At 55.6% G+C, this 24969-nt stretch carries 30 protein-coding genes; 12 read left to right on the top strand and 18 right to left on the bottom strand.

Translation table 11 applies throughout. From position 1 onward, the window contains the following. Nucleotides 1-14 precede the first annotated feature (14 nt). Both FHW04_RS03970 and FHW04_RS03975 read right to left on the bottom strand, forming a co-directional pair. Complete coding sequence (locus tag FHW04_RS03970) at nucleotides 15-314, bottom strand: hypothetical protein (RefSeq protein ID WP_031375950.1); 300 nt, start codon at nucleotides 312-314, stop codon at nucleotides 15-17. Between the two features lie 659 nt (nucleotides 315-973). After that, on the bottom strand, nucleotides 974-1168 hold the full coding sequence (locus FHW04_RS03975) for a hypothetical protein (RefSeq protein ID WP_031375949.1): 195 nt from the start codon (nucleotides 1166-1168) through the stop codon (nucleotides 974-976). 466 nt (nucleotides 1169-1634) lie between these two features. Here FHW04_RS03975 and FHW04_RS03980 point away from each other — a divergent pair, with 466 nt between their 5' ends. Further along, entirely contained in the window at nucleotides 1635-2651 is a 1017-nt protein-coding gene (locus FHW04_RS03980; RefSeq protein WP_031375948.1) for a substrate-binding domain-containing protein, read from the top strand. Nucleotides 2652-2675: 24 nt separating this feature from the next. Here the strand turns inward: FHW04_RS03980 and FHW04_RS03985 are convergent, their stop codons facing one another. Beyond that, entirely contained in the window at nucleotides 2676-3560 is an 885-nt protein-coding gene (locus FHW04_RS03985; protein WP_089562258.1) for a LysR family transcriptional regulator, read from the bottom strand. Between the two features lie 99 nt (nucleotides 3561-3659). Here FHW04_RS03985 and FHW04_RS03990 point away from each other — a divergent pair, with 99 nt between their 5' ends. Further along, nucleotides 3660-4385: an SDR family oxidoreductase gene (locus FHW04_RS03990; protein WP_089562257.1), complete on the top strand. Its 726-nt coding sequence runs from the start codon at nucleotides 3660-3662 to the stop codon at nucleotides 4383-4385. A 45-nt stretch (nucleotides 4386-4430) separates the two neighbouring features. Here FHW04_RS03990 and FHW04_RS03995 read toward each other — a convergent pair whose 3' ends face one another. The 4 genes from FHW04_RS03995 to FHW04_RS04010 all read right to left on the bottom strand — a co-directional run bounded on the left by FHW04_RS03995 (nucleotide 4431) and on the right by FHW04_RS04010 (nucleotide 7674). Further along, a complete protein-coding gene (locus FHW04_RS03995; RefSeq protein ID WP_089562256.1) occupies nucleotides 4431-5162 on the bottom strand; it encodes a YoaK family protein in 732 nt (243 codons plus the stop codon). A gap of 207 nt (nucleotides 5163-5369) precedes the next feature. Then, complete coding sequence (locus FHW04_RS04000; RefSeq protein ID WP_031375945.1) at nucleotides 5370-5699, bottom strand: DHCW motif cupin fold protein; 330 nt, start codon at nucleotides 5697-5699, stop codon at nucleotides 5370-5372. A gap of 49 nt (nucleotides 5700-5748) precedes the next feature. Next, the gene (locus FHW04_RS04005; RefSeq protein WP_089562255.1) at nucleotides 5749-6441 is read right to left on the bottom strand and encodes an aspartate/glutamate racemase family protein; all 693 of its coding nucleotides are present in this window, start codon (nucleotides 6439-6441) and stop codon (nucleotides 5749-5751) included. A gap of 78 nt (nucleotides 6442-6519) precedes the next feature. Continuing rightward, on the bottom strand, nucleotides 6520-7674 hold the full coding sequence (locus tag FHW04_RS04010; RefSeq protein WP_089562254.1) for an MFS transporter: 1155 nt from the start codon (nucleotides 7672-7674) through the stop codon (nucleotides 6520-6522). Nucleotides 7675-7810: 136 nt separating this feature from the next. Here FHW04_RS04010 and FHW04_RS04015 point away from each other — a divergent pair, with 136 nt between their 5' ends. After that, nucleotides 7811-8329: a MarR family winged helix-turn-helix transcriptional regulator gene (locus FHW04_RS04015; protein WP_089562253.1), complete on the top strand. Its 519-nt coding sequence runs from the start codon at nucleotides 7811-7813 to the stop codon at nucleotides 8327-8329. On the opposite strand, the gene FHW04_RS04020 is transcribed toward FHW04_RS04015, so the two are convergent. Next, the gene (locus FHW04_RS04020) at nucleotides 8326-8928 is read right to left on the bottom strand and encodes an XRE family transcriptional regulator (RefSeq protein ID WP_069729622.1); all 603 of its coding nucleotides are present in this window, start codon (nucleotides 8926-8928) and stop codon (nucleotides 8326-8328) included. The two genes, FHW04_RS04015 and FHW04_RS04020, sit on opposite strands and share 4 nt — an antisense overlap. A gap of 43 nt (nucleotides 8929-8971) precedes the next feature. Between FHW04_RS04020 and FHW04_RS04025 the strand changes: the two genes are divergently transcribed. The 4 genes from FHW04_RS04025 (at nucleotide 8972) to FHW04_RS04040 (ending at nucleotide 11176) form a co-directional block, all read left to right on the top strand. After that, a complete protein-coding gene (locus FHW04_RS04025) occupies nucleotides 8972-9667 on the top strand; it encodes a B3/B4 domain-containing protein (protein WP_031375942.1) in 696 nt (231 codons plus the stop codon). Nucleotides 9668-9784: 117 nt separating this feature from the next. Further along, on the top strand, nucleotides 9785-10111 hold the full coding sequence (locus tag FHW04_RS04030) for a hypothetical protein (protein ID WP_031375941.1): 327 nt from the start codon (nucleotides 9785-9787) through the stop codon (nucleotides 10109-10111). Between the two features lie 52 nt (nucleotides 10112-10163). Then, nucleotides 10164-10541, top strand: a complete 378-nt coding sequence (locus FHW04_RS04035; protein WP_089562252.1) for a RidA family protein — start codon at nucleotides 10164-10166, stop codon at nucleotides 10539-10541. Nucleotides 10542-10573: 32 nt separating this feature from the next. Next, nucleotides 10574-11176: a LysE family translocator gene (locus FHW04_RS04040; RefSeq protein ID WP_046289541.1), complete on the top strand. Its 603-nt coding sequence runs from the start codon at nucleotides 10574-10576 to the stop codon at nucleotides 11174-11176. Here FHW04_RS04040 and FHW04_RS04045 read toward each other — a convergent pair. From FHW04_RS04045 to FHW04_RS04055, 3 genes are read right to left on the bottom strand one after another with little or no spacing between them, the layout of a single operon-like run. After that, entirely contained in the window at nucleotides 11156-11692 is a 537-nt protein-coding gene (locus tag FHW04_RS04045) for a DUF4865 family protein (protein ID WP_089562251.1), read from the bottom strand. The genes FHW04_RS04040 and FHW04_RS04045 overlap by 21 nt on opposite strands. Then, the gene (locus FHW04_RS04050) at nucleotides 11689-12078 is read right to left on the bottom strand and encodes a tautomerase family protein (protein ID WP_031375939.1); all 390 of its coding nucleotides are present in this window, start codon (nucleotides 12076-12078) and stop codon (nucleotides 11689-11691) included. The genes FHW04_RS04045 and FHW04_RS04050 overlap by 4 nt, the downstream gene beginning before the upstream one ends. Next, on the bottom strand, nucleotides 12078-12383 hold the full coding sequence (locus FHW04_RS04055) for a carboxymuconolactone decarboxylase family protein (RefSeq protein ID WP_031375938.1): 306 nt from the start codon (nucleotides 12381-12383) through the stop codon (nucleotides 12078-12080). Before FHW04_RS04055 ends, FHW04_RS04050 begins: the two co-directional genes overlap by 1 nt. A gap of 97 nt (nucleotides 12384-12480) precedes the next feature. Here FHW04_RS04055 and FHW04_RS04060 point away from each other — a divergent pair, with 97 nt between their 5' ends. Continuing rightward, entirely contained in the window at nucleotides 12481-13362 is an 882-nt protein-coding gene (locus tag FHW04_RS04060) for a LysR substrate-binding domain-containing protein (protein ID WP_089562250.1), read from the top strand. Here FHW04_RS04060 and FHW04_RS04065 read toward each other — a convergent pair. Together FHW04_RS04065 and FHW04_RS04070 are read right to left on the bottom strand one after the other, a co-directional pair. After that, nucleotides 13349-13927, bottom strand: coding sequence for a TetR/AcrR family transcriptional regulator (locus tag FHW04_RS04065; protein ID WP_031375936.1), 579 nt, complete (start codon nucleotides 13925-13927; stop codon nucleotides 13349-13351). The two genes, FHW04_RS04060 and FHW04_RS04065, sit on opposite strands and share 14 nt — an antisense overlap. A 120-nt stretch (nucleotides 13928-14047) precedes the next feature. Further along, complete coding sequence (locus FHW04_RS04070; protein ID WP_089562249.1) at nucleotides 14048-15169, bottom strand: serine hydrolase domain-containing protein; 1122 nt, start codon at nucleotides 15167-15169, stop codon at nucleotides 14048-14050. 430 nt (nucleotides 15170-15599) lie between these two features. Here FHW04_RS04070 and FHW04_RS04075 point away from each other — a divergent pair, with 430 nt between their 5' ends. The 4 genes from FHW04_RS04075 to FHW04_RS04090 all read left to right on the top strand — a co-directional run bounded on the left by FHW04_RS04075 (nucleotide 15600) and on the right by FHW04_RS04090 (nucleotide 19871). Beyond that, nucleotides 15600-16034: a hypothetical protein gene (locus FHW04_RS04075; RefSeq protein ID WP_069729618.1), complete on the top strand. Its 435-nt coding sequence runs from the start codon at nucleotides 15600-15602 to the stop codon at nucleotides 16032-16034. Nucleotides 16035-16725: 691 nt separating this feature from the next. Then, nucleotides 16726-17961 (top strand): oligosaccharide flippase family protein, encoded by a 1236-nt coding sequence (locus FHW04_RS04080; protein WP_089562248.1) that lies wholly within the window; start codon nucleotides 16726-16728, stop codon nucleotides 17959-17961. A 5-nt stretch (nucleotides 17962-17966) separates the two neighbouring features. Beyond that, nucleotides 17967-18836 (top strand): ATP-grasp fold amidoligase family protein, encoded by an 870-nt coding sequence (locus FHW04_RS04085; protein WP_089562247.1) that lies wholly within the window; start codon nucleotides 17967-17969, stop codon nucleotides 18834-18836. Between the two features lie 519 nt (nucleotides 18837-19355). After that, nucleotides 19356-19871: a cyclophilin-like fold protein gene (locus FHW04_RS04090; RefSeq protein ID WP_128088264.1), complete on the top strand. Its 516-nt coding sequence runs from the start codon at nucleotides 19356-19358 to the stop codon at nucleotides 19869-19871. 51 nt (nucleotides 19872-19922) lie between these two features. Here the strand turns inward: FHW04_RS04090 and FHW04_RS04095 are convergent, their stop codons facing one another. From FHW04_RS04095 to FHW04_RS04115, 5 genes are all read right to left on the bottom strand, one after another. Continuing rightward, nucleotides 19923-20672 carry a carboxymuconolactone decarboxylase family protein gene (locus FHW04_RS04095; protein WP_094106306.1) on the bottom strand — a complete coding sequence of 250 codons (750 nt, stop codon included), beginning with the start codon at nucleotides 20670-20672 and terminating at the stop codon, nucleotides 19923-19925. A 7-nt stretch (nucleotides 20673-20679) separates the two neighbouring features. Beyond that, nucleotides 20680-21165, bottom strand: coding sequence for a (R)-mandelonitrile lyase (locus tag FHW04_RS04100; protein WP_089562245.1), 486 nt, complete (start codon nucleotides 21163-21165; stop codon nucleotides 20680-20682). A 48-nt stretch (nucleotides 21166-21213) separates the two neighbouring features. Continuing rightward, a complete protein-coding gene (locus FHW04_RS04105) occupies nucleotides 21214-22236 on the bottom strand; it encodes an XdhC family protein (protein ID WP_089562244.1) in 1023 nt (340 codons plus the stop codon). Then, nucleotides 22229-23440, bottom strand: coding sequence for an MFS transporter (locus FHW04_RS04110; protein WP_094106266.1), 1212 nt, complete (start codon nucleotides 23438-23440; stop codon nucleotides 22229-22231). Before FHW04_RS04110 ends, FHW04_RS04105 begins: the two co-directional genes overlap by 8 nt. Before the next feature lie 184 nt (nucleotides 23441-23624). Next, nucleotides 23625-24965 (bottom strand): c-type cytochrome, encoded by a 1341-nt coding sequence (locus FHW04_RS04115; RefSeq protein ID WP_069729613.1) that lies wholly within the window; start codon nucleotides 24963-24965, stop codon nucleotides 23625-23627. Nucleotides 24966-24969 lie beyond the last annotated feature (4 nt).

Raw genomic sequence — 24969 nt, forward strand, 5'->3', positions numbered from 1 at the left:
AGCTGACGCTGTGATTAATCGAGTGAATCGCGATGCTGCTGACATTTCACCAGCACATGACCATTAAAGGTGGTCGGCATACGGTTTCTGACCACCGAAGCTGAGCCGATGTTGTTTTCCAGGTTGAAGTCATCGCGGGTAATGATCAGGGTTGCAATTTCAGTAAAATAGTCACGCTGAGTGTTATTAAGTGCTTTATTATCAATCACTTTCACCACGAAAGTATCGTCATCGGTCTTGATAACATCGTATCTCACCAGCCGACTGTTTTGATTGCTGCTGATATAGTGCGTTTCAACATCTGAAAAGATCATCTCATATCCTTAATTGCGCTGACCTCTGTTAATCCACCCGCTGTTGCTTAACAGTCAGGTGATGCAGCGTACTGTCGTCTCGTCTCGCAGCGTGAACAGCCTGACTGCAGCCCGCTCCGGCTTTGCCGCTGCGAAGAATCTTTATAACGCGTTGCGGTCGCCAATGAAACATTTCCCTTTTCTGCCGGGCTCGCCAGGCTAATGCCAGGGCGCAGCACGCCCGTCGCCACCCGGAACTTGCCAGCCGTCATTGCCAGCTCAAGGCGGAAGCGCCGCTTTCCCTGCTACACCAGCCCACGCAACGCCTTCGGCACATGTTATTCCAGCCGGAGCACAGGAACGTCCGCCAGAACCTTACCTCTATCTGTCATCCATGCCGCATATTATTCAGCTTATCCGCGGGCAACCGATTAAGTAAGAATAGTCTTATCTGGCAAAGGAAATTTTTGCAACACCCGCGCGCGATCAGAGCGGCCGGTATTGCGCGGATAATAAGCGCACTGGCGGCAACGCGTAATTTCTTCGTCGATGAGCGCGAATATTTAGCGCCGCTATACAACAACAATACAGCGTTCACGGATTAATCCGTGTTGCCCGAGGTTGATAAATAAAGCAAAAGGTTTGAGCAAGGCGGGCGTTTATTCACAACGCCCCTGGCCTTAATGCATTTTGCGGGTAAAAAAGCCGATCGCTTCATGGCACAGCGCTTTCAGCCGGCTATCACGCGTCTCTTCGCTGAGGCGAAACAGCGCGTCAGTAATATGATGAAAATGAACAGGCTGCCCTGTCTTAATCAGATCACTGACAATTGCGCCAACCAACGCGCGAATATCTTTTTCTTCATCGTACTTCACACGACCTCCAGACGGTGTATGCATATACAGTTTAACACCGTTGGAAGACAAAAAACAAAAGTGTCCGGTTCAGGGAAATATAAGCGAAGCGGCAGAAAAGGTTATTATTCGCACAGGCTCAGAATAATATCTGGTACTATTTCGTTAGCAGGGTAACGGCAAAGATATTATCGCCAGATATGGCGCGGGAACTGCTGCAATATATTTATCCCGCCTTTAAGCCCACGGTTAAACATATATATATTATGAAACTTATCAACGCCGCCGGATGTGATCCGTTAACTGATGGAGGTTAACCGGCACCGTCTGATGCGTCATCGTCAGTGCCTGTTTCTTCACGGCCACCGGTTTCCTTCACTGACCTGCCAGTTGGCGGATAAAAAATTTTTCGCCAGCCAAAGCCGGTGCGGTTTAGCGCCAACAGTGTGATAAAACTAAGCCTGTTTCCCCGTCTCACGAGTGACGTATGGCTAAGTTCACCTTAAAACAGATTGCTGCCCAGTCCGGCTTAAGCCTGGCGACGATTGACCGGGCGCTGCATCAGCGTGGCCGGGTGCATGCTCAAACGCAGCATCGCATCCGTCAGGCGATTGCTGACCTTGAACTGCTGCAAAAAACGGCGCTGGCAAAAGGCAGAACCCTCTACTTTGATGTCATTATGCACACGCCCGATCGCTTTCGGGAACTGGTGCGCGAGGCGTTCAGCAGTCAGATAGCCAGCTTCGCCAGCTTTAAGCTCCAGCTGCGCTTTCACTTCAGCGAGACGTTAACCGCCGGGGAGATCAACGCGCTGTTAAGCAAAAGCGCGCTGCACAGCCACGGCATCATTCTCAAAGCGGCCCACTCTGAGTTGCTGAATCCCACTATCGACACCCTGCTTAAGCAGCGGATACCGGTCGTGACGGTGATGAGCGATCTGCCGACCAGTGCGCGCCTGCGCTACATCGGTATGGATAACTTTGATGCCGGCAAACTCGCCGCCTTCTTAATGACAAAATGGCTGCGATCGGAGCAGTCGCACATTGTGGCGATTACCGGCAGTAAAGACTTTATCGGTGAGCAGGAGCGCATTGAAGGTTTTGAACGGGCGATGCAGCAGTTTGCGCCACAGCATCGGGTCAGCGTAGTGGCAGGAGGATACGGTATCGATCCGTTGATGTATCAGTCGCTTAAGCAATTTTTACAGGCCCACCCGGAAACGGATGCGGTCTACACGGTGGGTGGCGGTAATCCAGGCATCCTGCGCGCTTTTGACGAGCAAAAGAGGCCGATTAACGCCTTTATCGGTCACGATCTGGATCGGGAAAATCGAGCGCTGATGCAGGCAGGCAAAATTGATGCGCTGATCGAGCATAATTTACAACTTGATGCTCAACATGCCTTCAGGACGCTGCTGGAATTTCACGGCTTTCTGCCCGCATCGGAGCCACTCGCCCCTTACTCAAAAATCAACATTATTACCCGCTATAACATGACCACCTGAGCCTGCCGCCGACACCGTCAGGTATTACAGCTTCACGTGATCGATCAGCGCACGGAGCTTGGGTGCGAGGTTTTTGCGGCTGGGAAAGTAGAGATAAAATCCCGCAAAGCTCGGCAACCATGCGTCCAGCAACGTCACCAGCTCTCCACGCGCAATGTAAGGCTGAAACGTCTCTTCCATGCCGAAGCTGATCCCACCACCGGCGCAGGCGGTGCGAATCATTACGCCCATGTCATTGGTGGTGAGCTGCGGATTGACTGCCACATCGAATTCACGCCCCTGGTCAGCGAACTCCCAGCGATACGGTGACAGACCCGGTCCTTTACGCCAGCCTATACAGCGATGCTCAATCAGCTGCTGCGGATGCTGCGGCGTTCCATGTCGCGCGAGGTAATCTGGTGAGGCCACGGCAACCTGACGCTGCGCGGCGGAGACCGGCACCGCAATCATATCCTGGGCGATCACTTCCCCCAGCCGCACGCCCGCATCATAACCCTGATCGACAATATCAAACTCTTCATCGGTGACGGTGATATCCAGCTCGATCTGCGGATAGGCGGCCATAAAGCTCGCCAGCAGCTCCCCGCCAAGCATCCGTTCAGCGATGGAGGAGATCGCCAGCCGCAGCTGCCCGCGCGGCTCAGCGGCCAGCTCAGCGATATCGCTAATGGCCCGGTTCAGCTGATTAATCGCCGGTGCCACCTCGGCATACAGCCGTTGCCCCGCCTCGGTCAGTTGAATGGTGCGGGTGGTGCGTTGCATCAGTGACAGGTTGAGCAGGTCTTCCAGTCGCCGCAGCGTCTGACTGATTGCCGGGCGGGTAACCCCCAGCTGCTCGGCCGCCAGACGAAAATTACGCGTCTGCGCCACGATGACAAACACTTCCAGCGCATTTTTATCAGCCATCATTGGTTAGTTACAGTTACCAGTCTATGAAGCAGTGGGCGGATTATCTTTATAGTCGAGCCATCGTAAGATCACCAGCGATATCAGAACAGGAGAAGATTTATGACGCAGAAAGTGATCTTAATTACCGGTGCCTCCAGCGGCATTGGCGCGGGCATCGCCCGTGAACTGGCGAAAACCGGCGCTACCTTGCTGCTGGGTGCCAGGCGCGAAGAGCGGCTGAATGCGCTGGCCGAAGAACTGCGGTTTAATGGCGCTGAGGTGGCCGTTAAAGCGCTGGACGTCACCCAGCGTGGTCAGTTGACCGATTTTGTCGGGTTTGCGCTGGCGCAATGGGGCCGGGTCGATGTGATGATCAATAACGCCGGTATTATGCCGCTCTCACCACTGGCATCGCTGCGGGTCGAAGAGTGGGACCAGATGATCGATGTCAACATCAAAGGGGTGCTGTACGGCATTGCCGCCGTGTTGCCGCCGATGCTGGCCCGGCAATCCGGTCATATCATCAACATCGCCTCGATTGGCGCACTGGCGGTATCACCGACTGCGGCGGTCTATTGCGCCACCAAGTTTGCGGTACGGGCGATTTCCGACGGGTTACGTCAGGAGAATAGTCAGCTTCGGGTCACCTGTGTGCACCCTGGTGTGGTTGAAAGTGAACTGGCGGCGACCATTACTGACCCGACCGCGGCGCAGGCGATGCAGCAGTATCGGGCCATCGCGCTGCAGCCGGATGCTATTGGCCGGGCGGTACGCTACGCGATTGAACAGCCGGAGGAGGTAGACGTGAATGAAATTGTGGTGCGGCCAACCCGCACCCAGCACTAAGCCCTGGCCCGATGCCGTGCTGGCATCGGGCCGCGGTAAACGCGATCAGTAGAAGCTTCTGCGGCTACGCTGCACGGTGATGGCAATTGCGGTCAGCGCCACCAGCATCAGAAATAGCCCTAAACCGATCATGGCGTTGAAGCCATAGGTTTTGAACAACAGCAGACCGGCAATACAACCGATCAGGAATGAGAACACCGTGGTCAGGTGGGTATGCAGCACCTTCTGGAAGAAACGGCGGTCGGCGCTTTCATCGTGCGAAACATGCGACGACAACCACGATCCCAACGCAATGCCGGCATCGGTTAAGGTGCCGGTAATATGGGTTGATCTGACGCGACCGTTCGACAGCTGGGTGGAGGTAGCGTTATGAATCCCCATCAGGAAACCCAGCATCACCAGCACTTCGCCGTTAAAGCGCGGGGTATAGAACATGGTTTCAAAGATGGATGCTGCCGTCAGCGCGACGCCTTCAGCCAGAATAATCAGACAGAAAATGGTGCGCAGCCGATGTTTCTGACCGACGATCACCACCAGTCGGGCAACGGTGCAGCCCATAACAAAGGCGGTAATCAGCGCCAGCAAAAACAACAGAGTGTGCAGGTCGCTGGTGGTGACTTCGGTGGATATCTGTGAGGTGTTACCGGTCATGTGCGACGGAAAAAAACCGAACGCGCCCAGCGCCATGGCGTTAAGGATGCCCGCGGTGGTGGCCAGCACCAGTGCCAGCAGGCGATCTTCAGTATGCGATCTGACTTTCTTCTTTTTTATAAGCACAGGATTCCCCAAAACAGGTGGATGCAAACGGGTTTAACCGCTTCAAGCATACAACCTGATAAGAAATAATCCTGTCAGAAACAGATTACTCCGATGAAATAAGCCATTAATTTTGCTGATTTTTATAAAGCAGTTTCAGTTTATCTCTATAAGTGTCAACCTGACTCGTTTGCGACAGACCGCAGCACGCCAGCGGTTGGCAGAGCGTTAATCAACAATGAACAGTCGCGCGCCAACCGGCGTTGAAGAACGATGCGGTTCTGCGTTGTCTGCCACCTGGTAACTGATGCCAGGCGTCAGCACAAAGCGGCGGCCATCGGCCAGTTCGGTATGCAGTTCCCCGGCAAGACACAGCAGTATGTGGCCTTTAACGCACCAGTGATCGGCGAGATAACCGGGTGAATAATCGACCATCCTGACGCGAATATCGTTGAACTGTAGGGTTCGCCAAATCGCCTGGCCCTGATCGCCGGGATGAACCGTTTCTTCCACCTGCTCCCATTGCGTCAGTCCAAACGGCAAATTATCAATTTTCATGCGTGCTCCCGGGTAAATAGCAGCCAGTCTGCTGCCATGTTGAAAAATGCTATGCCAGCGCCTGGTTTACCGCTTCTTCCGCGTGAATCAGCGTGGTATCAAATAACGGGACGCTGGCATCGCTGTCATCCACCAGCAGGGTGATTTCGGTACATCCCAGAATGATCGCTTCTGCTCCCTGATCCACCAGCTGCTGCATAATCTGCCGGTAGCGCTGACGCGAAGCCGGATTAATTGTGCCGAGGCACAGCTCGTGATAAATCACCTGATGAACCAACGCGCGGTCCTCTTCCGCTGGGACGATAACCTGCAGATTGAACTGTTGCTCCAGCCGCCCGCGATAAAACGCCTGTTCCATGGTGAAGCGGGTCGCCAGCAACCCCACCTTGCGCAATCCCGCCTGCTGAATCCGTCGCCCGGTGGCATCAGCGATGTGCAACAGCGGCACGGAGACCGCTGCGCTGATCTGCGGGGCTACTTTATGCATGGTATTGGTACACAGCACGATAAACTGCGCGCCGGCACGCTCCAGATTCTGCGCCGCCGCGGCCAGCATTTCGCCCGCCTGCTGCCATTCACCCGCCGCCTGCAACTGCTCGATCGGCTGGAAATCGACGCTGTAAAGCACCAGCTGCGCCGAGTGCAATCCACCCAGTCGCTGTTTAACCTGCTGATTGAGGATGCGATAGTAGAGCGCGGTCGACTCCCATGACATTCCCCCTAACAGACCGATGACTTTCATTGCGGCTCCTGAATATGTGACCCATCAGCAGCATGCCAGATCGCGCGATATCAGCAATGGTTTGTTGAGACTTGTGATTTAGTTTGCCTGCGGTCTGAACTGCCAGGCAATCGCCATCAGCCCCACCACCCCGACGCTCATCATCAGCCAGGCGCTGGTCAGCGATGCCCCGCTGTCACGCACCCAGCCAGCCACCAATGGCATAATGGACGCGATGAGATAGCCTCCGCCCTGCACCCGCGATAACAGCACGGCGGCCTCGGTGGCATTTCGGGCATGATCGAGCGTGACGATCAGCGACAGCGGAAACAGCGCCCCGATCCCAAGGCCGAGTAGCAGCGTCGACAGCAGCGGCATGGTACCCGGCGCGACAATCAGCGCGATCAGTCCGGCCAGCAGCAGCGTCAGCACCAGCAGCAGTAACCGGCGGCGATTGGGAAAACGCTGCTGAACGGCAGAGATCACCAGTCCGGCAACCACTTCTGTCAGCGTCAGCCCGGCGAGCAGGAAGCCGCTGTTGCGGGCGCTCCAGCCAGCCTGGATATAAAACGGCGGCAGCCAGGCCAGCACCAGGGTATAGGCGCCGGTTCCAATACCAAAAAACAGTAACAGTAACAAAGTGCGCGACGCGGACAGCGCAGCTACCCCAACGGACGGTGCGAGATCCGCCGGACTATCCGGATTCGCTGACCGCCAGACCAGCAGGGTGATCAGTGCCAGCCCGCCCGCCGTGGCCAGCGCCGCGGGTAAACCGAGCAGCGAAAACAGCGGATCCGCACCCGCAGCCATCAGCGCCGCACCCGCCATAATCCCGGTGCTGAATAACGCCATCAGCGTCGGGGCGGCGTGGAGATAGCGCTGCCGGATCAGCGCCGGCATCAGTGCCTGTATCACCCCGATCCCCGCGCCGCCTGCCAGCGCCGTCAGCATCAACGACAGCGGCGAGAGCGAAAAGCCACGCCACAGCGAGGCGATCGCCAGACAGATCAGCCCTGCCGCAATGCCGCGCGCCGCACCGCTACGCTTAAGCAGCCACGGGCCAGCCAGTGCGGCAAGCCCCATCATGGCGACCGGCAACGTGGTCAGCAGGCTAAACGTCGTCGCCGACAAACCGGCCTGCTGTTGCAATGCCGGAAACAGCGGGCCGATAATCGCCAGTAGCGGGCGCAGATTGAGCCCGACAAGAAAGGCGATCGGTGCGAAGATAGCGGGTAATAAGCGGGTGTTTTTCATAGCCGACTCCGTGGACAGGAACAACGCTGACAGCACCAGGCTGTCACTGTTTATCTTAACGTTAAGATATATTCCGGCCGCCGTTAAGGGGCTGAGCACAACCCGACAAATTAGCCACACAGTTAACAGGTGAATGATGCAGGACCATATCGATTTTGTAGTCAGTCAGTGGGACAGCGCCATGCCAGATCTGGATGCCTCCTCAATGCGCATCGTCGGCAGGATGCTGCGCCTGATGAAACATCTGGCAAAAGCACGCAGTCAGGCGCTGGAGCAGTTTGACTTCCATGACGGGGAATTTGACGTGCTGGCGACATTGCGCCGGGCCGGGACGCCGTACTGTCTGTCACCGACCCAGCTGTATACCTCGCTGCTTGTCACCTCCGGCGCGATGACCCATCGTCTCAAGCGGCTGGAACAGCGAGGTCTGATCGCGCGCGTGGAGTCACCCGATGATAAGCGCAGTATGCTGGTGGGACTGACCGCGCAGGGTCAGCGCTGTATTGAGCAGGCGTTAGCGGTGCATACTGCCACCCAGAATGCCGTACTGGCACCGCTTTCGCTGACAGAACGCAACGCGCTGGAAGGAATGCTGAAAACGCTGTTGCTGCCGTTTCCCGGTGAAGCGGTTACCGCAGCGGCAGAAAAAGATTAACGGTGCAGTTCAGCAACCGTCATGGTGAAGATCACCGGCTGTTGATCGGCGCTGGCATAGGCGTGCGGCATATCGGTTCGCGCGACTGCCGCGCAGCCCGGCCCGACCACCAGCGTCTGATCGCCAACGGTTAACGCCAGGCTGCCCTGCTCAACGTGCAGCAACTCCAGCGTACCGGCCGGATGGCCTTCGGAGCGGAATGTTTCACCGGCAAACATCTGCCAGCGCCACAGCTCAATCATGTCAGGCCCGCGGGTACCGGCCAGCAGCTGCGCGCGACCACCCTGTTCGCCCTGCCACAAGGTCGGAATCGCACTGTGATCAATCAGCCAGGCGGCAGGCGTATGGGTCACATTGACGATATCCGCCACCGACACGCCCAGCGCGGCGGCAATTTTGCATAAAATCGCAATGCTGGGATTGGCTTCGCCCTTCTCAATTTCCACCAGCATCCCTTTGCTGACTCCGGCCCGGCGGGATAGCGCATCCAGCGACAGTTTCTGGCTTTTACGCCAGTTTTTAATGCTGTCAGAGACAGCCTGATTGACACTCGACACGTCAGCGCCTGCGTCGGTCGATATATTGACTTTTTTGGTCATCGGTCATTACTATGAAATAAATTAGTCACTGAGAGATTATCCAATGTTATCTGTTGATCCGTCAATCGACCCGGCCGTATTTGCACTGGCACCCGGCTTTCGCGCCATGAGCATTGTGGTGGAGGCCGCGCCAGTCACCTGCCCTGAGGTTGCCGGGCAGGCGCTGAAACGGGCCTGCCGCCAGGTGCTGGAGCAGGATGTGGCGTGGGCCGACGCCCATCTCGCGGCGTGGGCGGAGGTGTTCAAAGCGTTTGGCGCGAAGGCGAAACGGACTCCCTGCTCGGCTGACGCGCTGCGCAAACGGGTACTGCGCGATGGCGTAATGCCGGCTATCGATCCGGTGGTGGATCTGTATAACGCCATCAGCATTCAGTATGCGCTGCCGGTCGGCGGTGAAAACATTGCCGCCTACGTTGGTGCGCCGCGGCTGGTGATCGCCGATGGCAGTGAGTCATTCGATACGGTCAAAGAAGGCGAAGTGGTATATGAGTCGCCGGAGCCGGGAGAAGTAATCTGGCGCGACGATCGGGGCGTAACCTGCCGCCGCTGGAACTGGCGTCAGGGTGTGCGCACCCGGCTGGATGCGCAGGCGCGACAGATGTGGTTTATCCTTGAAAGCCTGCCGGCAATGCCGCTGGCGGCGCTGCAACAGGCCAGTGACGATCTGATCGCCGGTCTGCAACAGATGATGCCAGACGCCACCATCGACGCACGCCTGATAGACGCCTCTGACGCGTAAACCTGACCTCAACCGCCTGACAGCATGGGTTAACGGCGAACCGGATATATGGCAGGATACGCGCCCTGTGTCCGGCGATTCTCTGGCGGACCTCTTCTGCAGATAACGGGGGTAGTGTTGGTTAAGGGTAAACTCAAGTGGTTGATACCGCTGCTGGCGGTGCTGGCGCTGGCGGGCTGGTGGTTGATTCCGCATTTCAGCAGCGAGGATAAAGCGTACTACGTTGCGGTATTCTGCGGCATCGATCATCATGATACCCAACGGTTGCTGCCGCAGATGCAGCAGATCATCGAAGGCAGCAATTCTGACTATGCGCTGCAGAAAATCACTTTCAAACCGGCACTGGGCCGTCAGGTGATCGACCACTGGCAACAGCTGAGCGCCGATGAGCAACGCCAGGCAGCAACCGATAACCTCACCTGCCAACAGTTACTGAAACGCTGAAACGGCTAAAGAGATGCTGCGCCGCCCCGGCTAAAACCCGCAAGGAAACAGTATGCCGCAACCTGAACGCATCAATTATCCGCAGTTCGGCGAGGTGAAAGCGCCTTATGTGCATGCGGTGAAACATGGCGATACCCTCTACGTTTCCGGCCTGACCGCCTTTGGCACGCCGGCACAGCAGGGTGACATCGCTGAACAGGCGGAGGCGATCTTTTCACAGCTTAAACTGATCGCCGACGCTGAGCAGACGTCGCTGGCCGCTCTGTTGAAGGTGACCATTTTTATCACCGCCTTCACCGACATTGCGGCGCTGCGCGCGGTGCTGTTCCGTCACTACGGCAGCCATCTGCCCGCCAGTTCCCTGGTGCAGGTCAGTGGCCTGTTTTCGGCTGATTTACGCATTGAGATTGAGGCGATTTTCGCCCTGTGAATCTCTCACCCTGGAGAGCGTAACCCGTTCCGATGCAGATCGATTATAGTGGTTTCCTTGTTGCCATCTTACCGATAGCGCTGTCGCCGGGCGCCAGTTTTACCCTTGCTATTAACAGCGCGCTGGCCGAAGGTTGGCGCGGCGTCGCGACCATCATTGTGGGCACCGCGCTGGGGATCTACTGCCACGCCTTGCTGGTGGGATTAGGCGTTTCGTCAATGCTGATGGCTTTCCCCTCGCTGTTTCATCTTCTGCAAATCGCCGGTACCGTTTATCTGCTGTGGCTGGCTAGCCAGTTAATTATCAGTGGGCTGCGGGCCCGCCAGCAGGATGTCAGCCTCGATCCGCAACCGGTGACACTGTCACAGGCATTCTTTGCTAACCTGCTCAATCCGAAAGCCGTTTTGCTCTACCTGACCGTGGTATCGCGCTTTACCAGCCAGAGCGGCAACTTATCCGATTTCCTGCTGCTGGCCACGCTGCATATTGTGATCATGGCCAGCTGGCTCAGCGGTGCCAGCCAGTTGCTGATGACCTCGACCCGCACCATCAGCACCGCCACGCTGCGTAAATATATCAACACGCTCGGTGGAACCGTGCTGCTGGCTATCGCCTTATCCGCGCTGATCCCCTGACGCCACCGCACCGCGAGCCAGATAACCGATGCGATACACTTCCGGTTCATCTGCGGACGGCACCGCTGAAGCCGTCACGCTAAGCCCCTGCCAGCGGCTCACATCCCAGGCGCTGAAGCCGGTATGCTGCGCCAGATCGGCAAGGTTGCTGTGCGGGACGATCGGCCAGCGGCGCAGCGTGATAAAGCGCGCCTGCTCGAGCGAGGCTGGCAGCGTATCGCCGTTCAGCGCCAGCCAGCTCTCTATCACCGGCCAGCCAAAATCATCCACTAAGCGCTGAAAGCCCGCGCTTTGCAGGAATCGCTGCATGGCTGACGCATGCTGCCAGAAATAGAGCGGCGCATAGCGGTTCTCTGCCACTGCCAGTTGGTCATCATCCAGCCGGGCGTAGAGATAAGCTTTGGCAATCAGACCTGGAAGCCCATCCAGCCGCGCGCCGTTCAGCCGGATACGCTGCTCAATCGTCGCCATCGGGTAATCTGCCGGCAACGTAAAGCGGTAATGCATCACGATCATGACATCACCTCCGCTAACATTCTGCCGCCGCTGAAGCTCCACTCTTCGCTGCTGTTGAACTGGATGATCACCATTACGTCATCCGGATCGATCCCCAGCGTGCTGTGCAATGAGGCACACAGCTGTTGATAAAAGCGCTGCTTCTGCTGCCGGCTGCGTGGCCGACCGGCGGTAATCTGGAACAGGATGAAATCCTCACTGCGCCCTTCGCTCAGGTAGTAACGGTTGTAAATTCGCTGACTGGCTGGCAGCAACTCGATCAACTGAAAACAATCATCAACCGGCACCGCAAACTCAGCCACCAGCGTCTGATGCAACAGCGCGGAGATTTGCTGTAACCGGGCCTCACTATAACCCTGGCCGAGGGTGATACGGGTTATCGGCATCAGCTGTTCTCCTCAAGGTAACTGAGCGCAGTCACTGCGGCGGGCCAGCCGGCGTAAAAAGCCAGATGGGTAAAGCTCTCGATCAGCTCCTCCTGCGTCAGCCCGTTTTTACGCGCGAAATCAATATGCCAGGGCAACTGCGCGACCCGGCCCAGCGCGGTGAGCGTCGCCAGCGTCAGCAGACTGCGTTCACGTGCTGACAGCACGCCGCGCTGCCAGATATCATCAAACAGCACCTGTTGGGTCAGTTCAGCCAGCTTCGGTGCGCGCTGCATCAATGTTTCGCGATTCAGTGTCTCTTTCATTTTTTCTCTCCCGTGTTGATAGACAGAGTGTCGCGCAGCGTTATACTCCTGAAAATCAAATTAATCGGCATCAACCATCCACCATTACAGGATGATTATGAACAGAGTGCCTGATTCACTGGATATGGATGCACTGCGAAGCTTTGTCACCGGCATAGAGGCGGGTAGCTTCGCGCTGGCGGCCCGGCAACTGTGTCGCTCAACCTCGGCGGTGAGTGCGCAGCTTAAAAAGCTCGAGCAGCAATGCGGCACGGCGCTGGTGATGAAAAAGGGACGGCATCTGCAACTGACGCGAAGCGGCGAACTGCTGATGAGCTACGCCAGACGGCTGCTGCTGCTGAATGATGAGACGTTGCGGGCAGTAAAAGGTGACGGGCTGAAGGGTGAAATCCGCATTGGTATGCAGGAAGATTTTGGTGAGTCGTTAATGCCGGCGATTCTCGGTGCGTTCAGCCGTCAGCATCCTGGCGTCACGATTACCGCGCGGGTTGACCGCAATCAGCCGCTGCTGAGCGCGATGGCGCAGCATCAGCTCGACCTTGCGCTGGTGTGGCAGGCCGATCCGCACGCTGCGGGTCAGTTGCCTGGCCAGTGTCCGTTAGTCTGGATACATCATCCTGATTTCACTCTGGCCGATCGGTTGCAGCGCGGCGACCCGCTGCCGCTGGTGGTGTTCGATGCGCCGTGCGTGATGCGCTCGCGGGCAACTGCCGTGCTGGATGCGGCGGGGATCCCGTGGCGGATCGTGTTTACCAGCCACAGCCTGAGCGGTATCTGGGCGGCGCTGCAGGCAGGTTTAGGCCTGACGCTGCGCACCCGCGCCGGTATGCCGGATAAGCTGACGATCGCATCCGAACGGCTGCCGGCGCCCGGTCATATCGGCATTGCGCTGGTGACGCCAGAGACCACGGATGACCCGGCGCAGGCGCTGCTGCAACAGCTGATCATCGACGCCGCCTTACCCTTTACTCAGCGATAAGGTGCCGGTCGGCGGCGCCACCAAATAGCCGCTGGATCAGTGACTGGCAGTAGCCGGCGGACACTTCCCGATCGTTAAACAGGATGTGGTACATCACCGGTGCCACCACCCCATCAATCACCTGCCTGACGTCAAAGCCCGGCTCACCGCGCGCCAGCGCCCGGCTGTTCAGCGTTTCAAGATGCTGCAAGGTATAGCCACAGCATTTCTGGCTGGCGTCTCCGCTGTAGCTGCCGATTACGTCGGTCAGCATTTCACGCCCGACTTTTGATGACATCTCTTCGGCATACTGCACGATAAAAGCCGTCAGATCGCCGATCATTTCACCGGTATCCTCCGGTTCAGCAATCGGCCGCATCCGCGCCACGGCAACATCGGCCAGTAACTGTGACAGATCTCCCCAGCGTCGATAGAGGGTGGACGGGGTAACCCCGGCCCGTTCGGCGATCATCGGCAGGGTTATCGCCGCGCGATCGGTCGTTTTGAGTAACTGATTCACGGCCCGGTGGACTTCCTGCTGGATCCGCGCACTGCGTCCGCCCTGACGAATCATCTCCTTTGCCATCTGTTCCTCCTGCTCTCAGCTGCAATCTGGCGGGTTAAAGCAAATAATTTGCATTAACTTATGGCCGGCAGTTTACCTTATCGGGCGATGCATGGGCAGCAATGTGCGGTTTCCGGCTTTTTAGCCGCCCTCGCAAATTTCATGCGCCAGTCTGACGATCGCTGGGTTGCTGAATAACCGGCTGGCACAGTCAGCTTCTGCCGCCGCATGCATCGAGCCGAGATTGGTTAATATCACCAGCGCGCAGTCGGTTTCTCTGAACCACCAGGCACAGGCGCTGTAACCCAGCACGTTGCCGCCGTGACCGATAGCCGGGCCAAAAGCAGAATCTGTTCTGAACAGGCTTAAGCCAATTTGCGCCTCACCGGCCGGCCGCCAGCGTTGCATCTCACGCAGACTTTGCGGGTTAACTAACGCCCCGTTTTTCAGCGCCAGACAAAAGCGCATCAACTCCCCGGCGGTAGAAATCATCCCGCCGGCGGCCCATTCCACTGAGAGGCTGGCAGCAGAAACATTGATCATCGCCGCGCGCTCAGGCGTAAAACATCCGGCGATGCCGGCGTGCTGGATGAAATGTGCGTCCGCCCGATGATATCGCGTGGCGTCGTTGTGCCGATCGGATAGCAGATAGCCCTCCAGCCGGGTCTGTTTAAGCGAGAGCGGCCTGAAGATCCGCTGGTTTAACGCCTGCTCCAGCGTGTTGCCGGTGACCCGCTCAATCAGCATCCCCAGCAGGGTGAAGGAGCTGTTTGAGTAATAAAATTTTTCATCAGGCAGAGCCAGTGCCGGTTTGCTGTGAATATATTCCAGCGCTTCGTCCGGTCGCCAGACCTTATCTGCAACGCTATCTTTACCGCGCGCAACATGAATCCAGCCGGGCTGATCTTCCCAACTGGGGATCCCGGCGTAATGTGATAACAGCTGTCTGATCGTCACCACCCGGGCATTAGCGATGCCAGCAAGCTGTGCCGGTTCCAGCCAGGCAGAGAGCGGATCGTCAAGCGTTATCTGCCCCTCTTCGCTAAGCTGCAGCAGGATAACGGCGACAAATACTTTGGTGATACTGCCAATGCCAAACGCGGTATCGGCTGAATTTGTCAGGCGGTTGCTGAGGTCAGCATAACCCGCCGCATACTGCCAGATCAGACGGTCTGCTCTGCCGATGGCAACGGATATCGCCGGAAAATCTTTGCGGGTCTTTTCATCCAGCAGTTTGCTGAGCTGATCGGCACTGGCGGTCATTGCTGTTCCTCACGGTTAGCCTGTTAAGCATGCAACGCAGCACGGCTGACGCTGCAACCGTTCTCTCCGGCCACCCCGGCCGACGCTGTACTCTAAGCCGATTGCCGGGGTTTGCAAAACGCCGTCTGTAAATGCGGCGGCTGGCGCAGGTCGTTAAACGGAATTCGACGTTGACCGCGATCAACTCACGTTGTGCGCTGCACAGGTAGATTCGCGCGGTCAGCCTGGCGCCGGTCATGGCTAAGTTTGAGACAGGCGGCGCTGCCGATCATTATCCGCCAGCGGCTCTGACCAGCAATGCCATCGGCACTATGCTTAATGTCGGGGCTTAATGTCGGGGCTTAATGTCGGGGCTTAATGATCGGGGCTTAATTACTGCGGCTGAAAAACATCGATGCGCCAGCAAAGCAATCATAAACGAGGAAATACCATGAACATCACAGGTCCTGCGGGTTCCCGCATTTTAACGGCGATGCTGGTCATAACGGCACTGAGCTGCATTGCGACGCCCGCGCAGGCGATCAGCCGCGCCTATCGCGCCCAGCTTGAGCGCAGCGGGTGTAGCCAGATGACCGACGCCGACGGTACCTGCGACATCAAAAAAACCAGAGCGCAGAATCAGGCAAACAGCGTTAACGCCCCCGCCTCCAGCCTGAAGCTGGATCAGCTGATCGGCAAATCGATTGATGTCGCCTCCGGTCAGCTGATTGCTGACGGCTGGAAAGCCAATGCCGGTCGCTGGTATCACGATGATCGTGTTCTGACGCTAACCGTCGCCGATAACCTTATCACCGCGGTCTCCCTGAAGCAGGCCGGACACGCCTCACTCACGCTAAAAAAAGAGTCAGGCAGCAGAGCGGATTAGCTGGCCGGTATCCCGCTTTGGTGATTCAACGCAGAGCCTGTTGCCTGTCAGCAGGCAAAATACCTGACCTGTCTGGACTCAGGTCGCCAGGCGTTGTCTACAGTGAGGGATGGAAAAGCGAGGTTAACAGCGAAAGCAACGGGCAAAATCATTCTGGACGAAAATTAACACCGGTTGGATCTCGTCCCCTGAGGCCAACCGCGAAGCAGCCAATCAGAAATAGAGATTACAGCTAAACAAGATATCAAAAAGCCGCCTGCGATTAACTCGCTTATATTTATTCATTAAAGGCCGGAGCAGGACTGCGTCGGCCCGTTGTTCGGCATCTTATCCGTCACCCACAAATCGTACATGCCGGCATCACTAAACATCACCTCAATGATCGCACCTCCCGTTATCACCTCATCAAACTACATAACACCAATAAACAATGGACTCATTATTTGCAAATAACTGTCACTTTTCTGATTAATTAAAAAAACTCTTCACTAATTTTATTTGAGCAGCCACACTGTCAACCAAATAAATTTAACAAAAACTAAACAACATGATACTGAGACATTATCTGACCCGATGAAAAACGACTGACAGGGACAAATCTTAACGCAGAAGATAAACGGCCAGCCTGTTTTAGGGTTGCTTCATAAATCACACACTACAGCATTGAAAAATTGTTCATGAGAGATATGAAATGTACTCCAATTCAATATGGATCATGCTTGAGAAGTCAGTTAACATTATCGGCTTAATCTATATTAATGCACTGATGGCAAAATACGTTGGCCCGGAAAATTTTGGTAAGATAAACATCACTACGTCCCTGTTCATATTTGTCCAGACGCTCTCGTGGTTTGGCGGTCAGAATATTATATTTAAACGGATGAGTGAAAAGACGAAGTCCGGAATTGCCCTGGCGATGCATACTCAAAATCAACGGCGTCTTTTCTTCCTCTTATCATCAGCAGCAGTTTTAATTTACCTCTATATTTTCACTGATTTTATTGTTTTTTTATTTGGTGTAGCCAACTGCATTGCCACATACTTTATTGTGATGGATTTTTTCGCCATCTACAACAACACTCAGCTAAAATCAAAAATAAACACAATAACCAATATTATTGGTTTATCCATCGCCCTGTTGATCCGATTCTGTGTGGCACATTTCAAACTGCCAGTTTACTACTTCACAATCCCTATCATCATTATCCCGCTGATACCTTACATCCTGCGCCTTATTTATTTTAACCACACAACTGAAATAGACGAAAGCAGTAAGGGAATTGCTGCCTATAACCGGCACATGTTATTCGCCGGGGGTGCGCTGGTTTTATCAAGCCTGTCTGCTGACATATACACGCAGATATCGAGCATTTTTTTAGCTAAGATGCTCTCTTATTCAAACCTGGGCGTTTATAGCGTCGCGTTAACCTTAGGAGGTGCATGGTCATTTATTGTTATGGCCTTAATAACCAGTTTCTTTTCAAGAATATACAGCGAGAAAGATCAACCAACTGTTGAAGCATTACTGATTAAAATCAATCGACTTGTCATTATGTTCTCTCTCATCGCGCTTGGCGGATTCTATATATTTGGTGATTTTGTCATACATTTACTCTATGGCGAAAAGTATATGGATTCGGTAAAGATCATCCCCATCATTATCATTGGTACAATGTTCTCGTCGTTAGGGACAATTTGCTACCGCTATATGATAAAAGAGTCCGGGTACAATTACCTGGCCAGAAAAATGTTGCTATGTTGCATCTTAACCATACCGTTATCCTGGCTAATGATAAGAGCTTTCGGGATTAATGGCGCTGCATACTGTTTTTTAATCGTCGAGATTTCATCCTGTACCCTACTCAATTACTTCTTTAAAAATAAAACCATCATCAAAATGCATCTTAATATTTTCAAACTGAGATAATTTTAATGAAAATGATAAAACACACAGTCAAATCAGCATTAAAATTTAGCGCTCACCTGTACCCTGAACTTTGCGCTAAAACTCACTACTACATTAAGTTCAGAAAAAAACTGAACTTAACAAACCCTACCAACTTCAATGAAAAAATTCAGTGGCTTAAGTTCAACGAGTTTCATGATGATATTTATACCCTTTGCGCTGACAAGTATAAGGTCAGAGAGTACATCAGATCGAAAGGATGTGGCGAAATCCTTAACGAATTATACGGCGTGTACGACGACTCTCGGGAGATTGACTACAGGCTGTTGCCCGATAAGTTTGCACTTAAATGTAACCATGGTGCGGGCTACAATATAATATGCCATAACAAAGCCTCACTGGACATTACGAAAACCAGCAGACAACTGGACAAATGGATGAGACAGGATTTTTCAGCCCACTTTATAGAGCCACAGTATAAGAGAATAGAAAGAAAAATCTTATGCGAAAAATACATTGAAAATGATCGCGGCGGATTTCCTGATGACTACAAATTCTACTGTTTTAATGGCAAACCCTACGCGGTTATGGTTTGTACGGGGCGTGAGAAGGGAACGCCTAAATTCTACTATTTTGATATGGACTGGACCCCACTTCCCTTTGAAGACACGGTTGAACTAATAAATAAAAATGATTACCCAGCAATGCCTGAGGGTTTCAAAAAAATGAGAGATTATGCGGTTAAACTCGCCTCAGACTTTAAGTTTGTCCGCGCCGATTTCTACCTGCTCAATGGAAGCGTTATTTTTGGCGAATTGACCTTCACCCCCTCTGCGGGACTTGATGTCACATTGCAGGAGGCCGATGTTATTTTAGGCAGCCAGTTAAGACTTTAGTCTTAACAGCAATAGATTTACTGTCTCCCGGAGCAGGTTACTCCGTTTATCCCGCCTGCTCCGCCCTTACAGATAACTATTTATCCTGTCCTTATTTGCCAATAGCAGCGGTTACCCGGCGCTGAAAAGCGCGCTGTGGATGTCTGGTCGCCACTGACTCACGGCTGGATTGGTCAGGACAGGTTCTTCCCCCTGCTCCACCCTGGATTCCTGCCTGCGCATACTGCTTAGCCGATATCCCGGCCAGACATGGGTAGCGCGTTTTATCAACGCAGGTTAGTCAGCCGTTCTGCCGGTTTCAGGTCACGCTGCCGCAATCTGCCCGGGCGGTGATCCGCTGACCTGGCTTTCATCTGAGAGCAGTCATCTATGAGGACGCATTCGCCGGTCAGCTTGCACGCAAGGTCTGAACCGTTGTCCGGTGCGATGCCACAGCAACGCGTAAAACTAAAATATTGCCTGAACGTCAGACTGACCTATATCCTTTTAAGGCTACTATTTTGTATTAAGGTCTTTATCATGAAAGACAGGTTACCCATTCTGACCCCCGGCACCGCCAGGCGTCAGTACATCTTCAGCATTACAGTAGCGGTACTGATTACGGCCACCAGCAGCCCTGGCGCTGCATCCGCCGCTGTAACATCAGCTGCCAGCCCGGATGCACCAGCCACCAGTGAGACCAGAATGATCAACATGCAAATCGATCACCAGTCGTTCACCCTTATTCCGGCCGAAAACGCCGCCTCCCGTGCCCTGATAAACAAATTGCCGCTCAGCGTGGAAATGCATGAACTGAACGGCAATGAAAAATATGTCGATCTGGCTTTTTCACTGCCGGTCGGGCCGGTAGTCACCGGCACCATTCATGCCGGCGATGTGATGCTGTATGGCAACAACACGCTGGTGCTGTTTTATAAAAGCTTTCATACCGCCTACCGCTATACCCGGATTGGCCGGATAGACGCGCCGGAAGCGTTAGAGAATCATGACAGCATGAAAGCAGAAACGATCAGCGTGACGTTGTCACCACAGTGAGGATGGCCTTTACCACGTGATAAGCGCCAGACACGGCATGGCGCTTTTTCGCTACTGTTGCGCTACTGAATTGAGCGCGGCCTTCAGCCGATCGGCCCAGCCCGGCTGTTGCTGTTCACTGAAAAACGGCACCAGTTCGCTCAGCTGATCGGCAGTCAGGCCGATATTGATGCTGATGCCAAGGTGAGATTTCAACTGCGGTTCTACCCCTTCCATCGCGGCCAGTGCGCCGACCGTCGCCAGCTCACGATTTTTCCAGCTGAAATTGTCCCGTTCAAAAATGTCACCGAACAGATGAGACTGCAGATAATCATTCATCACCGGCGCGAAATCGAACAGCGGTCCTTTCACCGGGCTGCCGACCAGTGCGGTCTGGTTGCGTTTACCGGCGGCCATCATCGTTTCTGGCGCAGGAAGCGGGCCAGGCTGCTGCCCCGGCTGATCCTGTTTTCCCGCCAGCCGTCGGCTTTCGGTCACTTTCATCAACTCGCCCAGCGCATTCAGACTGCGTGGAAAGCCGGCATAGGCATAGAGCTGGACCAGAATTTCGCGACAGTCGCTCAGGGTCAGGCCGGCGTCCAGACCGCGATTGAGCGCCGCGTTCAGTCCGGTTAAATCACCGACGGCCGCATAGGCGGCAATACTGGCAATGTTTTTCTGCTGTAACGACAGTGGCTGAGTTTGTTTCTGCATTTGAGCCTCTATTTTTTTGCGTTCTGTATCGGGCATGGCATCTGCCAGCGCCACGGACGGGGCCAGTGCCATGCAGAGCATCAATGCGGCATTTAACGTTTTCATCATTCGGTCCTTACGATTTTTCAGCCGCGGCATATTGCCGATCGCTGACCTTTTCCATCCAGTCAACTACCTTGCCGTCCAGCGCTTCTGCGATAGCGATATGCGACAGGCTGTTTTGCGCAGCGGCACCGTGCCAGTGTTTAACGCCGGCCGGGATCCAGATAATATCGCCCGGTCGGATCTCACGCACCGGTCCTCCCCATTCCTGCACCCGACCCACGCCTGCCGTGACAATTAATGTCTGACCGAGCGGATGGGTATGCCATGCGGTGCGGGCAGACGGCTCAAACGTCACCGTCGCGCCACCGGTCCGTGCCGGTGCTGTAGCCTGAAAAGGCGCATCAATACGCACTGCACCGGTGAAATAGTCTGCTGGCCCCTTAACGGAAGGTTGATCACCACTGTGAGATAAGGCGATCTTTGCAGCCGTTTCCTGAGCAGAGACGGCGGAGGCGGTCAGTGCCAGTGCCAGCGCAACAAGGGTAAGTTTCTTCATAGGGCTCCTTACGAGTTGAGGGACAGAGGTTGATGATAATGACAATGACTAAATGATCTGCCGCGGGTCGTCGGCGTTAAGCGATGCCGGGCAGAACGCCTGCCCGGCTGCTGCGCCATTTTTGTAACGAACCACATCGGCCATGATCGACAGGGCAATTTCGGCTGTCGTTTTACTGCCAATTTCCAGCCCCACCGGCGCGTGGATACGGTCAAGCTGTTCGGAACTCATCTCTGCCAGCCGTGCCAGCCGCGCTTTACGATTAACGCTGTTGCGCTGAGATCCCATCACGCCGATGTAGAAGGCTGGCAGGTTAACGGCTTCCATCATGGTGAGATCGTCGATGCGCGGATCGTGAGTTAATGACAGAATGGCGGTGCCGGGATGACAGCCTTCGCGTTCCAGCCAGGCCGCCGGAAACTGATTAATCCATTCCACCCCGTCATTCACCTCCGCCGCCAGGCTGTTCATCACCTCATCCCGATGCTCACAAACAAAGGTTTCAAAGCCCAGCGCCACAGCAAAATTAGCGCAGTAAACCGCCACGCTGGAAAGACCGGCAATGATCACCCGCGCAGGCGCGCACAGGGTCAGTTCGATCTGCTGGAGGTCAAGCGTCACCCGGGTGCGCCGGGTATACGGGGCGGGTTCAAGTGAATGGCACGCGGCAGGCAGCGTCACTTTTTTGGTCAGCGCACTGGCGCTGTTCAGTGCTTCGATCATCTTCGACAGATAAGCGAGGGTCTCGCTTCCCGGCTGGCATTTTTCAACCAGAATATCCAGCACGCCTCCGCAGGGCAGCGCCCTGTCGGGGGCATAGCCGCCTTCGCCATACCGCACCCGCTGGCTCGCCGCAGAAAAATCCCCGTCACGGATGCGGGCAATGAAGTTTTCTTCAATGCAGCCGCCCGACAGCGATCCGCAATAACGGCCATCTGTGGCAATCACCATCATTGCGCCCGGCGGACGAGGCGATGAACCGTAGGTGCGCAACACGGTGCACAGCCAGATCGGTGAGGTTTCGGCCCAGCGCCGGGCCGTCTGCAGTATCTGAAGATCAGGGCTACGCATGTTGCTCCTGCGCCTGACTCACCAGGCCATAGCGGGCGGCCAGTAGCGCAAACAGTGCCGAACAGAGCAGAACCACCACGCCAAAGGCAAACGGACTCCACCAGCCGGCAGCGTCGAACAGCTCGCCTCCGACGCTGGCGCCCAGCGTAATGGCCATCTGAATCACAGCCACCATTAAGCCGCCGCCCGCTTCAGCCTCTTCCGGCAGCGCCCGGCTGAGCCACAATCCCCAGGCGACAGGCGCAGGCGTGGCAATCAGTCCCCACAGCGCCAGCAGCAGACCGGTGCCCCATAGTGAGCCGCCTTCAACAATCAGCAGCCCGCCGATCAGCGCCATCGCTAGCGGGATCAGCACCAGCCAGATAAACAACCGATGTGCCAGTAACCGGCCAATCAGCCAGGTCCCGACCAGACCGGCAGCACCCAGCAGCAGCAGGATAAAAGAGAGGGCGTCGACGCTGGCACCGGTTACCGATTCCATGAAGGGACGAAGATAGGTAAAGATGCTGAACTGGCCCATAAACAGGAACATAATCCCGGTCATCCCCAGTGCCACATGCGGATGTTTCAGTAACCGCAGCGGCGAGGCGCTATTTTTAGTCGCGGAGCCGGAGAGTGAAGGAATGCTGCGCCATTGCCAGATGAACGCCAGGATAGCGAGCGGAACCACCATAAAGAAGACCCCGCGCCAGCCAATATACTGGCCGAGAAAACTGCCGAGCGGTGCCGCAACCGTGGCCGCCAGCGCATTACCGCCGTTGATCAGCGCCAGCCCTTTTGCCACCGCGTGACGTGGCACCAGCCGCATCACCGTGGCGGTAGACATTGACCAGAATCCGCCGATGGCAATGCCCAGCAGCGCGCGTCCCAGCATAAACATGATGCCGTTAACCACAAACGTCACCACCAGACCGGAGAGGGTCAGCAGCAGCGTAAAGGTCACCAGCACCTTTTTACGATCCAGCTGCCCGGTGAGTGGCGTGTTGAGCAGGCTGGTGAGCACCGCAAAGAAACCGCTGATCGAGATCGCCTGTCCCGCCTGCCCCTGACTGATGCTGAGATCGCTGGCGATCGGGGTCAGCAGGCTGACCGGCATAAATTCTGAGGCGATCAAAACCACCACGCCCAGCGCCATTGAGAACACCGCGCCCCAGGCAGCATGATGTGACTGCGCACCCGGCGCATTAAGGTTTACTGAAGACATTTTCATTCCTGCTAATCAGACAATGCCGCGATCTTATCCCGGAAGGAATAGTTTAATTAATAGCGGTAAACGGGATGAAATTGTGAGTTAAATTCATCAATACGCCGACCAGGCGATCGCGGTTGCCCGATCGGTAACAGCAACCCGGCAACCGCAACCGCAACCGCAACCGCAACCTGCCGGCTTAGCGCATCTGTAAAATAATCACCTCGCTGCTGGCGGGATCGGTTTTCTCACGCATCGCCTTCACCGCCCCGGCGTCCGTTTTTTCACCCTGATTGCCCCACGCACTGCGAATGAAATTCAGCACATCCGCAGTCTGCCGATCGCTGAGCTGTTTACGATAAGGCGGCATCCGGTAGGCATCCGGTATCCCCTGCGACACTACCCGCGCCGAACCGTTGAGCACCACGTTAATCGCCGAAGCGGGATCGACCTGCAGTGAGGTCGCGCCCGCCAGTGGCGGGATCCACGGTGCCTGGCCGCGACCATCCGCTCCGTGGCAACTGCTGCAACGCGCGGTGTAGATCTGGCTGCCGGGATGATCGCTGAGCTGTGGCTGGCTGGTCTGTGTCGGGTATTGCCAGCGCGGGCCGGCGTTGTTACTGCCTGGCGGCAGAGACTTGAGATAGTGCGCAATCGCCCGCAGGTCGCTATCGTGCATAAACTGGGTTGAGTTGTTGAATGCGTCGGTCATCGAACCGAAGACCACGCCATGCTGATTGCGGCCGGTCTTCAGGAAGGTCACCACATCTTCTTCGCTCCAGCGACTGAATCCGCTGTTGGCATCATTGCGCAGGCTGGGCGCATACCAGCCATCCAGTAAGGCACCGGCAAGATAGTCCGGGCTGCTGGCATCCAGCGCTTTTTCATTAAACGCCAGCCCGCGCGGGGTGTGGCAACTGCCGCAGTGGCCCGGCCCCTCTACCAGATAAGCGCCGCGATTCCAGGCCGCATTCTGCTCATCGTTCTCCCGCCATGGCTCACCCGCCGCGAAAGCCGCGCGCCATAACGCCAGCGGCCAGCGCATATTGAGTGGCCAGGGAATCTCGGACGGCGTATTGGATCGGGACGCGGGCTTTACTCCGTGCATCATGAAGGCATAGAGCGCAGCAATATCCTGATCGGAGAGTTTCTGATAGGAGGGAAACGGCATGGCCGGATAGAGACGATGGCCGTCGCGCGCCACGCCGTGACGCACCGCACGATCAAAATCGGCCAGCGAATAGCGTCCGATGCCGCTGTCATCGTCTGGCGTAATGTTGGTGGTATAGATTTTGCCGACCGGCGTGGCCATCGCCAGACCGCCGCTGAACGGGGCGCTGCCTGCCGTACTGTGACAGGCAACACAGTCGCTGAGCCGGGCGACATATTCACCGCGCTGGATCAGGTCGGCCGATGATGCTGATGCCGCTGAACTGACGCGGTCAAACGGCGAATCCGGAGTGTTAAACAGCCAGAGGGCAGCCGCGCCGGCGACCACCACGGCCGCCAGCAGTGTCAGGCTGAGCTTTTTATGTTTCATAATG

Origin of the sequence: Pantoea sp. AN62 (assembly GCF_050432985.1) — a bacterium.
GTDB classification, from domain to species: domain Bacteria; phylum Pseudomonadota; class Gammaproteobacteria; order Enterobacterales; family Enterobacteriaceae; genus Pantoea; species Pantoea brenneri.

Coding starts and splice junctions, on each gene's coding strand:
- FHW04_RS03980 (WP_031375948.1), top strand. CDS start 1,635: ATGGCTAAGTTCACCTTAAAACAGATTGCTGCCCAGTCCGGCTTAAGC.
- FHW04_RS04080 (WP_089562248.1), top strand. CDS start 16,726: ATGTACTCCAATTCAATATGGATCATGCTTGAGAAGTCAGTTAACATT.
- FHW04_RS04035 (WP_089562252.1), top strand. CDS start 10,164: ATGCCGCAACCTGAACGCATCAATTATCCGCAGTTCGGCGAGGTGAAA.
- FHW04_RS04020 (WP_069729622.1), bottom strand. CDS start 8,928: ATGACCAAAAAAGTCAATATATCGACCGACGCAGGCGCTGACGTGTCG.
- FHW04_RS04000 (WP_031375945.1), bottom strand. CDS start 5,699: ATGAAAATTGATAATTTGCCGTTTGGACTGACGCAATGGGAGCAGGTG.
- FHW04_RS04065 (WP_031375936.1), bottom strand. CDS start 13,927: ATGGCAAAGGAGATGATTCGTCAGGGCGGACGCAGTGCGCGGATCCAG.
- FHW04_RS04095 (WP_094106306.1), bottom strand. CDS start 20,672: ATGATGAAAACGTTAAATGCCGCATTGATGCTCTGCATGGCACTGGCC.
- FHW04_RS04015 (WP_089562253.1), top strand. CDS start 7,811: ATGCAGGACCATATCGATTTTGTAGTCAGTCAGTGGGACAGCGCCATG.
- FHW04_RS04100 (WP_089562245.1), bottom strand. CDS start 21,165: ATGAAGAAACTTACCCTTGTTGCGCTGGCACTGGCACTGACCGCCTCC.
- FHW04_RS04025 (WP_031375942.1), top strand. CDS start 8,972: ATGTTATCTGTTGATCCGTCAATCGACCCGGCCGTATTTGCACTGGCA.
- FHW04_RS04040 (WP_046289541.1), top strand. CDS start 10,574: ATGCAGATCGATTATAGTGGTTTCCTTGTTGCCATCTTACCGATAGCG.
- FHW04_RS03985 (WP_089562258.1), bottom strand. CDS start 3,560: ATGATGGCTGATAAAAATGCGCTGGAAGTGTTTGTCATCGTGGCGCAG.
- FHW04_RS04010 (WP_089562254.1), bottom strand. CDS start 7,674: ATGAAAAACACCCGCTTATTACCCGCTATCTTCGCACCGATCGCCTTT.
- FHW04_RS04005 (WP_089562255.1), bottom strand. CDS start 6,441: ATGAAAGTCATCGGTCTGTTAGGGGGAATGTCATGGGAGTCGACCGCG.
- FHW04_RS04090 (WP_128088264.1), top strand. CDS start 19,356: ATGAAAGACAGGTTACCCATTCTGACCCCCGGCACCGCCAGGCGTCAG.
- FHW04_RS04110 (WP_094106266.1), bottom strand. CDS start 23,440: ATGTCTTCAGTAAACCTTAATGCGCCGGGTGCGCAGTCACATCATGCT.
- FHW04_RS04050 (WP_031375939.1), bottom strand. CDS start 12,078: ATGCCGATAACCCGTATCACCCTCGGCCAGGGTTATAGTGAGGCCCGG.
- FHW04_RS04115 (WP_069729613.1), bottom strand. CDS start 24,965: ATGAAACATAAAAAGCTCAGCCTGACACTGCTGGCGGCCGTGGTGGTC.
- FHW04_RS04075 (WP_069729618.1), top strand. CDS start 15,600: ATGAACATCACAGGTCCTGCGGGTTCCCGCATTTTAACGGCGATGCTG.
- FHW04_RS04085 (WP_089562247.1), top strand. CDS start 17,967: ATGAAAATGATAAAACACACAGTCAAATCAGCATTAAAATTTAGCGCT.
- FHW04_RS04045 (WP_089562251.1), bottom strand. CDS start 11,692: ATGATCGTGATGCATTACCGCTTTACGTTGCCGGCAGATTACCCGATG.
- FHW04_RS03990 (WP_089562257.1), top strand. CDS start 3,660: ATGACGCAGAAAGTGATCTTAATTACCGGTGCCTCCAGCGGCATTGGC.
- FHW04_RS04060 (WP_089562250.1), top strand. CDS start 12,481: ATGAACAGAGTGCCTGATTCACTGGATATGGATGCACTGCGAAGCTTT.
- FHW04_RS04070 (WP_089562249.1), bottom strand. CDS start 15,169: ATGACCGCCAGTGCCGATCAGCTCAGCAAACTGCTGGATGAAAAGACC.
- FHW04_RS04055 (WP_031375938.1), bottom strand. CDS start 12,383: ATGAAAGAGACACTGAATCGCGAAACATTGATGCAGCGCGCACCGAAG.
- FHW04_RS03970 (WP_031375950.1), bottom strand. CDS start 314: ATGATCTTTTCAGATGTTGAAACGCACTATATCAGCAGCAATCAAAAC.
- FHW04_RS04105 (WP_089562244.1), bottom strand. CDS start 22,236: ATGCGTAGCCCTGATCTTCAGATACTGCAGACGGCCCGGCGCTGGGCC.